A 13,103-nucleotide genomic window follows, 5' to 3' on the forward strand; every position below is an offset into this window, starting at 1 on the left:
AATATAAAAAATTGGAAACAGCCCGGTTGCGCGGCTGTTTTTCATATTTTCAGACTGCGGATTTGCTTGTGGAAGCACGGGAAACTGTAATATGTGGAATGTTCGTGTTTGAGCATAGACTTGATGGGAAAGCATGCCCGCTTTATGCTATGATAGATCATAGGAAAACCAAGGTGAGGTGTGCCTTTCGTATGGATAAATGGATATTGATTGATGGAAATAGCATTGTCTTTCGGGCGTTTTATGCCATGCCTCCGTTAACGAATTCAGCAGGGCTTAATACGAATGCGGTGTACGGCTTCACCACCATGCTGCTGAGACTGCTGGAGGAAGAGAAGCCAACGCATATGCTTGTTGCTTTCGATGCGGGGAAGGTAACTTTCCGCCATGAGGGATATGAGGAATATAAAGGCGGACGGGCCAAGACGCCGCAGGAGCTGTCCGAGCAGTTTCCGGTGCTCAAGGATCTGCTGCGTTCCTTCGGAATTGCCCAATTTGAGCTGCCTGGATATGAAGCCGATGACATTATCGGGACCTTGACGCGGATGGCGGATGAGCAGAAGGTCGAGACCCTGATTGTCTCCGGGGACAAGGACATGCTGCAGCTGGCTTCCGACTATGTGACGATTGCCCTGACGCGTAAGGGCGTCAGCGAGGTCGAGCGGTATAATCCGCAGGAAATAAAGGATAAATACGGCCTGACGCCGCAGCAAATTATCGATCTTAAAGGGCTGATGGGCGACGCCTCGGATAATATTCCCGGCATTCCTGGCGTGGGCGAGAAGACGGCGCTCAAGATGCTCCATGAGTATGGCACCGTAGAGGAAGTGCTTGCCCATGCCGGCGAGCTCAAGGGTAAAATGAAGGAGAAGGTCGCGGCGCATCAAGAAGATGCGCGAATGAGCAAGAAGCTGGCCACCATATTCCGCGAGGTTCCCCTGGACAATGCGGAGGGTGTGGAGGCCTATAACGGCTACGACAAGGCGCAGCTGGCGGATGCCTTCCGCAAGCTTGAATTCAGGTCCCTCATGGAGCGCCTCGATCTGCCGGAGCTTGGGGCGGATAGCGCCGTGGCTGCGGAGGCGAATTACGATATCGTGGCCTTGAATGAACTGAGCCCATCTGAGCTGAGCGGACTGCTGGCCGGAGCGGAGAATGTATATATCGAGGCAGTGGGCGATAATCCGCATCATGCACTGCTGCTTGGGCTGGCGATTCCGGTTGAGGAGCGGGTTCTGGTGCTCACCTCGGAAGAGCTGCTGGCTGAGGCGGGCGAGCCCGTGCGTCAATGGCTGGGCAATCCGGAAGCAAGGAAATTCGGCTATGATCTGCACAAAGCGGATCTGACGCTGCATTGGAATGGCGTTGACCTTTGCGGTACCGATTTTGACGTGCTGCTTGCCGCTTATCTGCTGGATCCGACGGAGTCTAACCAGACGCTCGTTTATTTGATGCAGCGCTATGAGCTTCCCGCCATCCATTCGGATGAGTCGGTCTATGGCAAGGGAGCCAAGTTCCGCATTCCCGAGCGGGAGATATTGGCCCGTCATTTGGCGGCCAAGGCGGATGCGGTCCGCAGGCTTGTGCCGTTGCAGCAGAAGGCGCTGGAGGAAGGCGCCATGAGCAAGCTTTATTATGAGCTGGAGCAGCCGCTCGCCATTGTGCTTGCAGGGATGGAGAAGCAGGGCATCCGGGTCAATGCGGGCACGCTGGAGGAACTGGGCAAGGAACTGGAGCAGGGAATCGCCCGCTGTAAAAGCGATATTTATATGCACGCGGGAATGGAATTCAATATCGGTTCACCGAAACAGCTGGGCGAAGTTTTGTTCGAGAAGCTCGGCCTTCCGGCAATGAAAAAGACGAAGACCGGCTATTCTACCGATGCCGATGTCCTGGAGAAGCTGGAGCCGTACCACGGGATCATACCGCTCATCCTGCAATACCGGACGCTGGCGAAGCTGCAGTCCACCTATATTGAAGGACTGCTGAAGGAAATCCGCCGCGACAGCAGCATGGTGCATACGTATTACCGGCAGACGATTGCGGCAACGGGCCGCTTGTCGAGCCAGTTTCCGAACCTGCAGAACATTCCGATCCGGCTGGAGGAAGGACGCCGCATCCGCAAAGCGTTTGTTCCGTCGGAGCCGGGCTGGACCATTCTGGCAGCGGATTACTCGCAGATCGAGCTGCGCGTGCTCGCGCATATCTCCAATGATGAGAAGCTCAAGGAAGCCTTTATCGAGGATATGGACATCCATACCAAGACCGCGATGGATGTGTTCGGCGTGCGCGCCGAAGAGGTGGACAGCAACATGCGCCGTCAGGCGAAAGCGGTTAATTTTGGCATTGTGTACGGAATCAGCGATTTTGGGCTCTCCAATAACCTGAATATTACACGCAAGGATGCGGCCCGGTTTATTGAACAGTATTTTGAAGCCTTCCCCGGTGTGCGGGGCTATATGGACAATATTGTGGTACAAGCCCGTCAGGACGGGTATGTGACAACGCTTCTGGAGCGCCGCAGATACTTGCCGGATATCAAAGCCTCCAACTTCAACCTGCGCTCCTTCGCGGAGAGAACGGCGATGAATACGCCGATTCAAGGCACGGCAGCTGATATTATCAAGCTTGCTATGGTGCGGATGGACGAGAAGCTGCAAGAGCGCAAGCTTCGCAGCCGCATGCTGCTGCAGGTGCATGATGAGCTGGTGTTCGAGGTGCCGGAGGATGAGCTCGAGCTGATGAAGACGCTCGTGCCGGAAGTTATGGAAAGCGCACTGGAGCTGGATGTGCCTCTCAAGGCGGACGTCAATTACGGAGTGAATTGGTACGAAGCAAAATAAGGCGGTTTGGGTCAAGAATCGGTTATACTATAATACCAACCGGGGGCTTCGGGCATAGATTTCTGTTGTGCTGCTTATGCCTGCGGTTGTGTCGGAGGTGAAGGAAATGCCGGAATTGCCGGAGGTGGAAACCGTTCGGCGGACACTGAACCAGCTTGTGGCGGGAAAGCGGATAGAGCGGGTGACCGTTTCGCTGCCGCGGATTATACAGCGGCCCAAAGCGCCGGATGAATTTGCAGCCCTGCTTGTTGGCCGGACGATCCAGTCGGTCGAACGTAGGGGGAAATTTCTGAGGATTATACTTGATGGTCTGGTGCTTGTTTCCCATCTGCGTATGGAAGGGCGCTATGGTGTCTATGATCGTAAGGAGCCATCCGAGCTGCATACGCATGTGGTCTTTCATTTTAGCGATGATACGGAGCTGCGTTATAAGGATGTCCGCCAGTTCGGGACGATGCATCTGTTTGATTGGGGCGAGGAGCTCACGCTGCCGCCGCTTAACAAACTCGGCATGGAGCCGCTTGATGATGCTTTTACCCTGCAGGCTTTCAAGAAGAAGCTGGCTAAACGGACGACCAAAATCAAGCCGCTGCTGCTGAACCAGGAATATGTCGTGGGGCTTGGCAATATATATGTAGATGAGGCGCTGTTCACGGCGGGTATTCATCCAGAGCGGACAGCGGATTCCATTAAACCGGCCGAATGGGCGCGCTTGCATCAAGCGATCATCGCCACCTTAAGGAGGGCGGTCGAAACAGGCGGCTCCTCCATCAAGTCTTATGTGAATGGACAAGGCGAGATGGGAATGTTTCAGCATGAGCTGCTCGTATACGGCCGGAAGAATGAACCCTGCAGCCGCTGCGGACAGTTTATCGAGAAGCTTGTGGTAGGGGGCAGAGGCACCCATATCTGTACGAGCTGCCAGCCTGTACCCAGGCTGTCCAAAGCTGGCAGGCTCTCGCGCAAATAAGACACGACTGGGGAGAAACCGCATATGATGTACCGTTCATGTTAATGGGCGAATGCACAGCTTACCAGCTTCCAAGCCGATTGATTGGCGGTTAGGGCAAGCTTGAAGCAGTCGCCGTTATGGGAGGGACATCGGTTGCTGGCACATGTCGTTTCATTATTGCTGCTTGCTTTTGCCGTCAGTCTGGACGGCTTCGGCGTTGGTGTAACGTACGGATTACGACGGATTCGGATACCGGTCGTATCCATTGTCATCATTTCTCTCTGTTCGGGTTTTGTTGTCTGGCTGTCCATGCAGATCGGCTCCATGCTGACAGGCCATCTGTCGCCGCTGACGGCCAAGTGGATCGGCGCAAGTTTGTTGATGGTTATCGGCTGCTGGGCTCTGTTTCAATTATGGCGAAGACGCAAGGAAGCCAAGGAAAGCGTTCCGGAAGAGCCTGAACCATCCGGTTCAGCAGCGGAAATGAATGGACTTACGCCGGCTGTGCCTGTGCTGCTGCTGGAATGGAAGCGCCTGGGGATCGTGATTCAAATTTTGCGGACGCCGCAAATTGCGGATGTGGACCGCTCCGGTATTATTTCGGCGTCAGAGGCTGTGCTGCTTGGCTTCGCCCTCTCGATCGACAGCTTCGGAGCGGGACTTGGCGCAGCCATGGTCGGCTTGTCGCCGTTGTTGACGGCATTTATCATTTCAACCACCAGCGGACTGTTCCTGCTGGCCGGGATGCGGCTGGGGTTTCGTTTTGCAGCTTGGCGGGGAATGCGCGCACTATCGGTATTACCGGGGATTATGCTGATTATGATGGGGATTTTGCGGTTGTTATAAAAGGGGTATTATGAGGTGAAGGAATGATAGTTGGATTAACAGGCGGTATCGCTTGCGGCAAAAGCACGGTATCCGCCATGCTGTCCGCACGGGGAGCGAAAATTGTCGATGCCGACCAGGTTGCCCGGGAAGTTGTGCTTCCCGGAGAGCCTGCGCTGGCGCAAATTACGGCTGTATTCGGGCAGGCCGTATTGAATGCGGATGGAACGATGAACAGGGGAGAGCTTGGGAAGATCGTCTTCGGCAATCGGGAGAAGCTGGACATGCTTGAGGGTATTCTGCATCCGGCGATCCGGGCGACCATGTGGTCGCGAATGAATGCCTTTGAGCTGGAGAACCCAGGCGGACTGATTGTGGCGGATATTCCGCTTTTGTATGAGACGGGACAAGCGTCCCTGTACAAGGGAGTCATTGTCGTATATATACCGCGCCACCTGCAGATGGAGAGGCTGATGGCACGCAACTCCATGACGGCAGAGCAAGCGGAGCAGCGCATTGGGCTGCAGATGGATATTGAAGAGAAGAGAAAGCTTGCGGATTTCGTAATAGACAATAGCGGTTCACTTGAAAACACAGAGGCGCAAATTGAACAATTTTGGCGTGAGCAAGGACTTTCGTGATGGTGAGGAAGATATTTAAAAAACGTGTACTGCTGCTTCTGATTATTGCGGTGCTGGTAATGCTGTATCTGAAATCCGACTGGATGAACCGCTGGATGTATCCGATCCATTACCAATCCGACATTAAGATCAGTTCGGTCAACTATGGGCTGGACCCGCATCTGGTGGCCGCTATCATAAGGGTGGAGACGAATTTCAGCAATAATAAGGTATCGAAGAAAGGTGCCATCGGTATGATGCAGCTGATGCCGGATACGGCCGACTGGATTGTGCAAAAGGGGAAATTCTCCAATGTTACCCAAGCTGCCATTGCCAGCCGCGCTGACATCAGCATTGAAATTGGCTCCTGGTATCTGAACTCGCTTCTGCAGCAGTTCAAGGGCAACACGTATGCCGTTGTTGCGGCTTACAATGCGGGACCGGGGACAGTAAACCGATGGATGTCGGAGGGAACATGGGATGGCAAGCTGGAGACGGTGGACAAGCTTCCATATGGGGAAACCCGCCACTATGTACAGCGCGTCATTTATTATTATAATAAATACAAGAAGCTTTATCCTGAATTTGCGACAAAATAATAAGGAAGCCTTGGCAGGTCCGCCACTGAGGGCGGCTGCCAAAGCTTCCATTATAAATCCTGTGAACCTTATTTAAACTGACCTGCGATGGATTGCTCGGCGATTTGTACCAGTTTACGAGTGATGTAACCCCCAAGGGAGCCAGCGTCACGCGTAGCCATGTTACCATAGTAACCGTCTTGTGGGATCGTAATACCCAGCTCTTGCGCGACTTCATATTTCATTTGGTCGAGCGCTGCATTGGCTTGTGGTACAACCAGTTGGTTGCTGCTGCGGTTTGAACTCATTGTCTTTCACCTCCTTGCGGTTGGTACAAGTATTATGTGCGATTGCACGAGTTTCATTACAGGAAACGTATGGAAATTCTTTTTCAAAGATGGGGGTCAACAAATCCGATGAAATGTCCGTATTGCGATTACGCGGGAACCAAAGTATTGGATTCCAGACCTGCGAACGACAACAAGTCGATCCGCCGCCGCCGCGAATGCGAGAAATGCACCCGAAGATTCACAACGTTCGAGATGATTGAAGAAACCCCGCTGATTGTCGTCAAAAAAGACGGCAGCCGCGAAGAGTTCAACCGCGACAAGATTTTGCGCGGTCTTATCCGTGCTTGCGAGAAGCGTCCTGTGCCGGTTGAGAAGCTTGAAGTGATTGTATCCGAGGCCGAGAAAGAGCTGCGTACAACGGCCCAGGCCGAAGTCCAAAGCCGCGAAATCGGCGAGCTGGTGATGATGCAGCTGTATCCGGTGGACGAGGTAGCTTATGTGCGTTTCGCCTCGGTATACCGGCAGTTCAAAGATATCGACATGTTCATGAAGGAGCTAAACAGTTTGCTCTCCAATGGCAGCAAGAAAAACGATTGACAGGTACAACTTTCCTGTGCTATGATCTTACTTGTCGCCATGATTCACGGGGCCTTAGCTCAGCTGGGAGAGCGCATCGCTGGCAGCGATGAGGTCAGGGGTTCGATCCCCCTAGGCTCCATACACCCTATCTTGATGAAACCCTTGCGTAGCAAGGGTTTTTTAGTTTTCCATGAAATGATTCATAAATCTTTTGGTCAAGTTGAAATTGTTTTGGGGACGATAATGGGGACGGAATAAACAAACAAAACAAAAACAACAGCAAATACAAAAAAACAAATTACAGGACTTAGCTAAGTTGTCGATATCGCCAAAAGCGTTATTGGAAAAACATAAAAATCCGTAAGTTTTTCAGTAAAAAGGTTATGACCAAAAGTACTCAGGTAAGCGTCAAACATAGCATACTTCAAGGTGATCAGGATCTGTGAGAAGATAACGGCAACGTTACGAAATTGGAGGTTGCGTTATGACGATCAAAGAACAGCGTCGGCAAGAGTGGGCCGCTCACGTCGCAGATTATGAAGCGAGCGGACGATGAAAACTTGGTGTAATGCCCAAGGACGCACCCTGAACCCTCGTCCCGCCCCCGAGGCCCCAAAGCAGCAGCTCTTTTTGTTCCGCTCTCCATCGTGAATCGGCTTCGACCGCATCCGATTCCACCCTCATCCTTCATGTTGAAGCCGTGCACATGAAAATCCAAGGTAGCTTGGACCCAAAGCTGCTTCGCGAAGTCATCGCTGCCCTGGCGGCGTCAAAATGAGCCTCTCAGGTATACAATCGATTTATTTGGCTGCCGGTGCGACAGATTTGCGTAAGTCCATCGACGGTCTGGCCGACTGGCGCAGCATAAGCGCGCTTCGGAGCCTCGAGCGAGAAGACGCATCCGGCCCAATGTAACCTCCCATCTGTCTCCATAATATCTAGTTATTTCGCAATCACGATGACCATTACTGACCCAGACGAACTTGAAAAATATGCGAAAGAATTTCTTACCCAACAGCTTTTCCGAAGTGACTACCAGGCGATCCGTTGCTGCCGATAATGGCGGGCAAAAAAGACCTGACAACCGGCGAATCACACCGGCCATACAGGTCTCTTGCTTCAGGTATTGGGAACTCCCTCTTCATTCCGACCGCTCAATACTTTTTAGGTTTCTTCCGGGCTTTTCATAGGAGTCAAGCTTTGCAAAGCCGCCTGATCCTCCGCCAGATCGGCCCTTGCTTCGTCCACTGCCTTCTGGTTGTGGCTGAAGCCGGCCTGCTCGATCGAGTTCTCTGCACGTTCTACAGTCGTTTCGGCTTGCTGAATCAGCTGCTCGCTCGGATGGCTTTGCGCTTTCGTCACCGCATTGTGAGCCGTATTGACGGAATTTTGCGCCTGGGAAATCGGGTTTTGCGATTGCAGGCTGGAATCGTATTTCGCCATGGTCGTGTACCTCCTCATACCTTCGTAGCCTTCCTGCTTACTATGAGACAAAAGGACGCGTTTTATGCCGGACACGAATCCATTTACATGGTTATAGACGTTGGCGGTTCTACCGCTTCAAACCGGCTGGTCTCATATCCGAACAGCTGCGGATGCGCATGAAACTGCCATATTTCCGTAATCCGCTTCGGAAGCGGAGGATGCGTCGACAGGAGCTCGTACCATGCGATGAAAAATCCGCGCTCCCGGTAGCTTTCCTCCAAATAATCGGGGATGTTGATCCGTTTAAACAGCTGCTTGCCGACCGCGAGCACCGTCAAGGCGTGAATGGCCGCATTCGCATTGCCTGTGTAAGCCGTTGCGATACGGTCGCACGTGTACTCGCACGCTCTGGAATAAGCGTTGCCCAGATACGGGATCCACATCGCCGGGAAAATCAGTATCTGCTTCAACACATGTTTGCGCTGCAGGTGCGCCAGCTCATGGGCTATAACGAGGTCAATTCCTCGTCGTTTCCCAGCTCGAGCAGCTCGAAGATGTCGGAATACAGCACGACAAGAAGCTTCGCCCGAAGAACCTCGTCGCAAAAGCGTTCAAGATCCCGCCGGATTGAACGATGAACACATCCGGAGCCTTTTGGAGACCCATATCGCTGCTGAGCTCAACGTGTATCCGTCCAAGGCTTCGCCGGTCGAGTTTTCTTCCGGAGGGAGCTCCTCGGACAATACAGGCTTAAAAACGGTGAGCGTGAGTCGACCCGCCGTATTGACCGGAATGACATCGGCTTGGCTCGGCCTGCTCGGTACGGCTTATCAATTCCACGAGAAATGGATCAGCAGCATCGCGAGCTCCAACGGCCCCCTCGAATCGGAAGTAACCTATCCAATGAAGCTGGACAAAGGCGACAGCCTCATAACGAACTATTGGTTCGTTTTTCCCGACATCAGTCCGCTGGCGGCGGACGTATTCAAATTACTCCTGACGCAAACGTTTAACGAGGAAGGCGGCAGCCGGTCGAGCTATCCGATCTTTGCAAATTATTTGCCCTACTTCACGGAATCGCAAATGAAGCATTTTGCCCGAGCGTAGAGGGAGGATCGCGAATGAAAAACTCTGCTTATTCCCTCATCGCCGTGGGCGTGGCCACTCAATCTGTTGAAGGTCGCGAAGTCGGATGCAGTCTGGGTCGTGCTATTCGTTTGAGGGGCTATCATGCATATACGGGTTCTCTTCCTTGTCCGGAGCATGAACGACAAACTTGGAGCGGTTTGCCGGCGGCAGCAGCTCCATGGCTAACGGGTACGTTAGCTCATTAGAGACACCGGTAATCGCAGATAGGGGGAGAAGAAATTAGCTACCAACAATTCGAATTTCTAGTCGAACGCTTTAAGAAAAAGGAATTCGGTATCGATGAACTTCAAAGTAGATTGAATACGGCACTAATGTCCGATAAGTCTATACCCGATTTTTCAACCAGGCTTTTCGACTTGGATAATGAATTAGAACTTATATTATACACTCAGTTAGAGTCGGAACATTTTCGATTGGCGACGAAAGCACTGGATGATTTTCTTATATTTCTAAAGAAGAACTATTGAGCTAACGGGTACGATAGTTCAACGCATCTTGGAGCAGCTTGCCGGTGGCAGTTGCTCCTTTGCCGTTACGCTAACGGGTACCGATAGTTGAAATTAAAAAGATTCGCCGCAGCTGCTCAGGCAGATCCTTTTTCATCTTCACAAAATAGGGTATTTGATACATATGTACAGCTGGGTTTGAACAGCTACATACACAGCAATAGCCCACACCTTGATTTCAGGGTGGTGGAGTCACGACGGTTACCGGCAAAATCGCGTATTCGCTGCCGGACGAGGCCCGCAAGGAAGCCGCTCAGAAGCCGCGGCCGTAAAAGGCGGCGAATCATGCAAGTCTGACCGGCTTTGGCGCGTGCGGCAGCTCGGCAGCTTGTCGTTTCGGCGCGGCGACCGGGTCGTGGATTGGGGTAATTCTGTATTTAATTTATTGAACAGGGATTACGCTAAACATTCCTGTAGGGCCTAAGATTTGGCCTTTGTCAAAAAAGGAGCGCCTCTGTATGATGGGTTTGTTGAAAGGTTTAATAACCCAACACCATCAAGGAGGCGCTCTTACTATGAAGTTTAAGCAATCAGCCGGACAAAATCAACGCATTGAAAGAATATCTACATCTCACCTTGTTGTGGGTATAGATATCGCGAAGGAAACTCATGTAGCACAAGCAACTAATTTTCGCGGCATCATACTGAGTAAACGACATCTATCATTCTCAAATACAATGGAAGGATTCGAAAAATTAGAACGATGGATCGATGGATTACAACAGAAACACCGTTTAAAAAGGCTCATCATTGGTATGGAGCCGACAGGGCACGATACTCTTCCACACCGGCTTTTACAGGTATTTCCACCTGTTCAAGCAGGAAACCGGATTAACCTTGATTATCTACACTTATGAAAAAAAATTAAATGTCTCTGTCTAAAGATTTTATAAGAAAGTTGACAATTGTAATTGAGTGTACTATATTGTACTTATTGTATAAGTACAATATAGTACAGGTTGTAGGGATGAATTTTTACCGGAAGACAGTGTTTAAAACGAAAAGTAAGGAGGAGGATTATGAAAAAAGAAACAAGATTTGGAGTAGAGCATATTCAAGCTGAAAGTGCAGTAATGACACAAGTCATTACCGACAAAGAAACTGGAGTGCAATATCTCTTAGCTATATTCCCTAATGTAGGATCAGGGCTTACAGTTTTACTTGATACAGACGGAAAACCTTTACTAAAAAAATAATCTTAAACGGAGTGCTTACATGGAGATTATTATTAGCAGCAATACAAGTAAGCCTATCTACGAACAGATAACATCACAGATCAAAGCTATGATAATGAGTGGTGAACTACAGACAGGTGACCCCATTCCATCTATGCGTTCTATGGCAAAATCTATTCATGTCAGTGTGATTACTGTTCAAAAAGCTTATGAGGATTTGCAGCGGGACGGTTTTATAGAGACTACCGTAGGACGGGGAAGTTTTGTATCGGCACAAAACAAAAAATTCTATCAAGAAGAAATCCAGCGCCGGGCTGAGGGACTTTTACAGGAAGCCGCAGATATTGGGCGCACAAATGGTATTCCTGTTGAAAAACTCATCGAGTTATTAAAGCTGTTCTATGTGGAGGAGTAATGGTGATGAACAATGCTTTAACTGTAAATGGACTGACAAAGGCGTATCACGACTTTGTTTTGGACAATGTATCATTTCATGTGCCGCGCGGGTCGATTGTGGGGTTGATTGGTGAAAACGGTGCAGGAAAAAGCACCACAATCAATTCGATTCTTGGATTGAAAAATAAAGATTCCGGCACGGTTACGATTTTCGGCAAGCAGGACCAGGAAATTGATAATGCTGTCCGCAATCAAATTGGTGTTGTTTTTGACGGCAGTAGTTTTCCTGAAGGATTGTCACCTAAAAAGCTAAACAAGGTTTTCCAAAATATTTTTACAGCCTGGGATGAAAAAGGATATTATTCTTTACTAAGTAAATTATCCTTGCCTGCGGACAAAAAGATCAAACAATTTTCCAAAGGAATGAAGATGAAGCTATCTATTGCTGTAGCACTTTCTCACGGTTCCAAGCTTCTGATTTTGGATGAAGCGACCAGCGGACTTGATCCTGTCGTCCGAGATGATATTTTAGATATATTTCTGGAATTTGTACAGGACGAAAGCAACTCCATCCTAGTATCTTCACACATCACAAGTGATTTGGAAAAAGTCGCTGATTATATCGTGTTCATTCATAACGGCAAGGTTATTTTCAACAAACCAAAGGATGAATTGCGATATAAGTACGGGATCATTAAATGTGGTGCGGCACAGTTTGATGCCCTTGACGAACAAGATATAGTCGCTTACCGGAAGCAGGATTATGCCTGGGAAGTATTGGTTGCCGATAAAGATTTGGTGCAAAAAAAATACCCGAATGCAGTGATTGACCGTGCCACAATTGATGATATTATGCTGCTGTATATAAAGGGGGAGCGAAAATGAAGGGGCTAATTCTTAAAGATTTCTATGCAATCCGCGATGGGTTGCTCATCCCCCTGTTAATAATGGTCGTTATTGGAATAGCTCTGTCAGTTTTAAGCTCTCCATGGATTTTGATTGTAATTGCCGGGACTTCGTTTGGCATGATGGCGGTAATGAGCATTCAGAGCGACAAAACGGCGCAGTGGGATAAGTTTTGCGCAACGCTTCCAGTGTCAAGAGTTCAAATCGCTTCAAGCAAATACTGTATGTATATGTTACTTAGCCTGTTGGGAATTGTGGTAGCCTCTATTATTTGTGTTGCTGCTTCAATTATAACATCTGGTTTTGAGTTATCCGCGGTTTATATGAATGTATTCTTTGCACTTATTCTCGCGTTTCTCCCAGCCAGTGTGAATATTCCCTCTTCTTTTTTGCTTGATGGAGATAAAAGCATTGCCGGAATCATCCTTTCTTATGTAGTTACAGCCGCTGCCTTTGAGGGATTAAGGAAATTGCTGGGCTATTATATGAACATAGAAGAAAATTTGCTATTGGTATACGGTATAGTGGCCGCGTTTAGTGTTGTAGCCTATTTGCTCTCATGGATCATATGTCCCAGATGGCTAAGCCGTAAAGAACTATGATGCAAAAATATGAATGGATATTGTGCCCGGTATGCGGTCAAAAAACAAGGATGAAAATGCGGGAAGATACGGAACTGAAAAATTTCCCGTTATTTTGTCCCAAGTGCAAACAGGAAACCTTAATCAATATAGTACAAATGAAAATGTCCGTTATCTCAGAGCCAGACGCTAAGATGCAGAGCCGATAACCGCGGGTACAATCGCAGTTATCGGCTTTCTTTGTATTCATTCATGCAAGAACATTTAATGGAGGAATT

16 protein-coding genes, 1 tRNA gene and 1 pseudogene are annotated in these 13,103 nt (G+C 49.6%); 15 read left to right on the forward strand and 3 right to left on the reverse strand.

The genetic code is table 11. The annotated features are described in order from the left end of the window. The first annotated feature begins 191 nt into the window (after window positions 1-191). The 5 genes from polA to AC0YOB_RS10190 all read left to right on the forward strand — a co-directional run bounded on the left by polA (window position 192) and on the right by AC0YOB_RS10190 (window position 5,839). Complete coding sequence (polA, locus tag AC0YOB_RS10170) at window positions 192-2,843, forward strand: DNA polymerase I (RefSeq protein ID WP_475792742.1); 2,652 nt, start codon at window positions 192-194, stop codon at window positions 2,841-2,843. A gap of 106 nt (window positions 2,844-2,949) precedes the next feature. After that, window positions 2,950-3,813, forward strand: coding sequence for a DNA-formamidopyrimidine glycosylase (gene mutM / locus AC0YOB_RS10175; RefSeq protein ID WP_475792743.1), 864 nt, complete (start codon window positions 2,950-2,952; stop codon window positions 3,811-3,813). A 135-nt stretch (window positions 3,814-3,948) separates the two neighbouring features. Further along, on the forward strand, window positions 3,949-4,641 hold the full coding sequence (ytaF, locus tag AC0YOB_RS10180) for a sporulation membrane protein YtaF (protein ID WP_475792744.1): 693 nt from the start codon (window positions 3,949-3,951) through the stop codon (window positions 4,639-4,641). A gap of 23 nt (window positions 4,642-4,664) precedes the next feature. Further along, a complete protein-coding gene (coaE, locus tag AC0YOB_RS10185; RefSeq protein WP_475792745.1) occupies window positions 4,665-5,261 on the forward strand; it encodes a dephospho-CoA kinase in 597 nt (198 codons plus the stop codon). Continuing rightward, window positions 5,261-5,839 carry a lytic transglycosylase domain-containing protein gene (locus AC0YOB_RS10190; RefSeq protein ID WP_475792746.1) on the forward strand — a complete coding sequence of 193 codons (579 nt, stop codon included), beginning with the start codon at window positions 5,261-5,263 and terminating at the stop codon, window positions 5,837-5,839. Before coaE ends, AC0YOB_RS10190 begins: the two co-directional genes overlap by 1 nt. 68 nt (window positions 5,840-5,907) lie before the next feature. Here the strand turns inward: AC0YOB_RS10190 and AC0YOB_RS10195 are convergent, their stop codons facing one another. Further along, the gene (locus tag AC0YOB_RS10195; protein ID WP_210037425.1) at window positions 5,908-6,126 is read right to left on the reverse strand and encodes an alpha/beta-type small acid-soluble spore protein; all 219 of its coding nucleotides are present in this window, start codon (window positions 6,124-6,126) and stop codon (window positions 5,908-5,910) included. A gap of 108 nt (window positions 6,127-6,234) precedes the next feature. On the opposite strand from AC0YOB_RS10195, the gene nrdR reads away from it, so the two are divergent. From nrdR to AC0YOB_RS10210, 3 genes are all read left to right on the forward strand, one after another. Further along, a complete protein-coding gene (nrdR, locus tag AC0YOB_RS10200) occupies window positions 6,235-6,705 on the forward strand; it encodes a transcriptional regulator NrdR (RefSeq protein WP_210037426.1) in 471 nt (156 codons plus the stop codon). A 48-nt stretch (window positions 6,706-6,753) separates the two neighbouring features. Continuing rightward, window positions 6,754-6,826, forward strand: a tRNA-Ala gene (locus AC0YOB_RS10205). Between the two features lie 635 nt (window positions 6,827-7,461). Next, window positions 7,462-7,602: a hypothetical protein gene (locus AC0YOB_RS10210; RefSeq protein ID WP_475792747.1), complete on the forward strand. Its 141-nt coding sequence runs from the start codon at window positions 7,462-7,464 to the stop codon at window positions 7,600-7,602. A 249-nt stretch (window positions 7,603-7,851) separates the two neighbouring features. Here the strand turns inward: AC0YOB_RS10210 and AC0YOB_RS10215 are convergent, their stop codons facing one another. Both AC0YOB_RS10215 and AC0YOB_RS10220 read right to left on the reverse strand, forming a co-directional pair. Continuing rightward, window positions 7,852-8,130: a hypothetical protein gene (locus AC0YOB_RS10215; RefSeq protein WP_475792748.1), complete on the reverse strand. Its 279-nt coding sequence runs from the start codon at window positions 8,128-8,130 to the stop codon at window positions 7,852-7,854. 83 nt (window positions 8,131-8,213) lie between these two features. After that, on the reverse strand, window positions 8,214-8,585 hold the full coding sequence (locus AC0YOB_RS10220) for a M48 family metalloprotease (protein WP_475792749.1): 372 nt from the start codon (window positions 8,583-8,585) through the stop codon (window positions 8,214-8,216). A gap of 154 nt (window positions 8,586-8,739) precedes the next feature. Here AC0YOB_RS10220 and AC0YOB_RS10225 point away from each other — a divergent pair, with 154 nt between their 5' ends. The 7 genes and pseudogenes from AC0YOB_RS10225 to AC0YOB_RS10255 all read left to right on the forward strand — a co-directional run bounded on the left by AC0YOB_RS10225 (window position 8,740) and on the right by AC0YOB_RS10255 (window position 13,034). Beyond that, window positions 8,740-9,219: a hypothetical protein gene (locus AC0YOB_RS10225; protein WP_475792750.1), complete on the forward strand. Its 480-nt coding sequence runs from the start codon at window positions 8,740-8,742 to the stop codon at window positions 9,217-9,219. 1,063 nt (window positions 9,220-10,282) lie between these two features. Further along, window positions 10,283-10,540 (forward strand): annotated as a pseudogene (locus AC0YOB_RS10230) (IS110 family transposase); the annotation flags it as partial. Between the two features lie 246 nt (window positions 10,541-10,786). Next, window positions 10,787-10,963: a DUF6440 family protein gene (locus tag AC0YOB_RS10235; RefSeq protein ID WP_475768386.1), complete on the forward strand. Its 177-nt coding sequence runs from the start codon at window positions 10,787-10,789 to the stop codon at window positions 10,961-10,963. Between the two features lie 19 nt (window positions 10,964-10,982). Beyond that, window positions 10,983-11,357 carry a GntR family transcriptional regulator gene (locus tag AC0YOB_RS10240; protein ID WP_475792751.1) on the forward strand — a complete coding sequence of 125 codons (375 nt, stop codon included), beginning with the start codon at window positions 10,983-10,985 and terminating at the stop codon, window positions 11,355-11,357. 5 nt (window positions 11,358-11,362) lie between these two features. Continuing rightward, a complete protein-coding gene (locus tag AC0YOB_RS10245) occupies window positions 11,363-12,223 on the forward strand; it encodes an ABC transporter ATP-binding protein (protein ID WP_475768384.1) in 861 nt (286 codons plus the stop codon). Further along, window positions 12,220-12,846, forward strand: a complete 627-nt coding sequence (locus AC0YOB_RS10250; RefSeq protein ID WP_475792752.1) for an ABC-2 transporter permease — start codon at window positions 12,220-12,222, stop codon at window positions 12,844-12,846. The genes AC0YOB_RS10245 and AC0YOB_RS10250 overlap by 4 nt, the downstream gene beginning before the upstream one ends. Beyond that, window positions 12,846-13,034: a cysteine-rich KTR domain-containing protein gene (locus AC0YOB_RS10255; protein WP_475792993.1), complete on the forward strand. Its 189-nt coding sequence runs from the start codon at window positions 12,846-12,848 to the stop codon at window positions 13,032-13,034. Before AC0YOB_RS10250 ends, AC0YOB_RS10255 begins: the two co-directional genes overlap by 1 nt. Window positions 13,035-13,103: the final 69 nt, after the last annotated feature.

Source organism: Paenibacillus sp. JT31N17, from assembly GCF_056269255.1.

Bases quoted from the DNA above. Each gene is read 5' to 3' on its own strand.
- polA (WP_475792742.1), top strand. From the start codon at position 192: ATGGATAAATGGATATTGATTGATGGAAATAGCATTGTCTTTCGGGCG.
- mutM (WP_475792743.1), top strand. From the start codon at position 2,950: ATGCCGGAATTGCCGGAGGTGGAAACCGTTCGGCGGACACTGAACCAG.
- coaE (WP_475792745.1), top strand. From the start codon at position 4,665: ATGATAGTTGGATTAACAGGCGGTATCGCTTGCGGCAAAAGCACGGTA.
- AC0YOB_RS10190 (WP_475792746.1), top strand. From the start codon at position 5,261: ATGGTGAGGAAGATATTTAAAAAACGTGTACTGCTGCTTCTGATTATT.
- AC0YOB_RS10195 (WP_210037425.1), bottom strand. From the start codon at position 6,126: ATGAGTTCAAACCGCAGCAGCAACCAACTGGTTGTACCACAAGCCAAT.
- nrdR (WP_210037426.1), top strand. From the start codon at position 6,235: ATGAAATGTCCGTATTGCGATTACGCGGGAACCAAAGTATTGGATTCC.
- AC0YOB_RS10210 (WP_475792747.1), top strand. From the start codon at position 7,462: ATGAGCCTCTCAGGTATACAATCGATTTATTTGGCTGCCGGTGCGACA.
- AC0YOB_RS10215 (WP_475792748.1), bottom strand. From the start codon at position 8,130: ATGGCGAAATACGATTCCAGCCTGCAATCGCAAAACCCGATTTCCCAG.
- AC0YOB_RS10235 (WP_475768386.1), top strand. From the start codon at position 10,787: ATGAAAAAAGAAACAAGATTTGGAGTAGAGCATATTCAAGCTGAAAGT.
- AC0YOB_RS10240 (WP_475792751.1), top strand. From the start codon at position 10,983: ATGGAGATTATTATTAGCAGCAATACAAGTAAGCCTATCTACGAACAG.
- AC0YOB_RS10245 (WP_475768384.1), top strand. From the start codon at position 11,363: ATGAACAATGCTTTAACTGTAAATGGACTGACAAAGGCGTATCACGAC.
- AC0YOB_RS10250 (WP_475792752.1), top strand. From the start codon at position 12,220: ATGAAGGGGCTAATTCTTAAAGATTTCTATGCAATCCGCGATGGGTTG.
- AC0YOB_RS10255 (WP_475792993.1), top strand. From the start codon at position 12,846: ATGCAAAAATATGAATGGATATTGTGCCCGGTATGCGGTCAAAAAACA.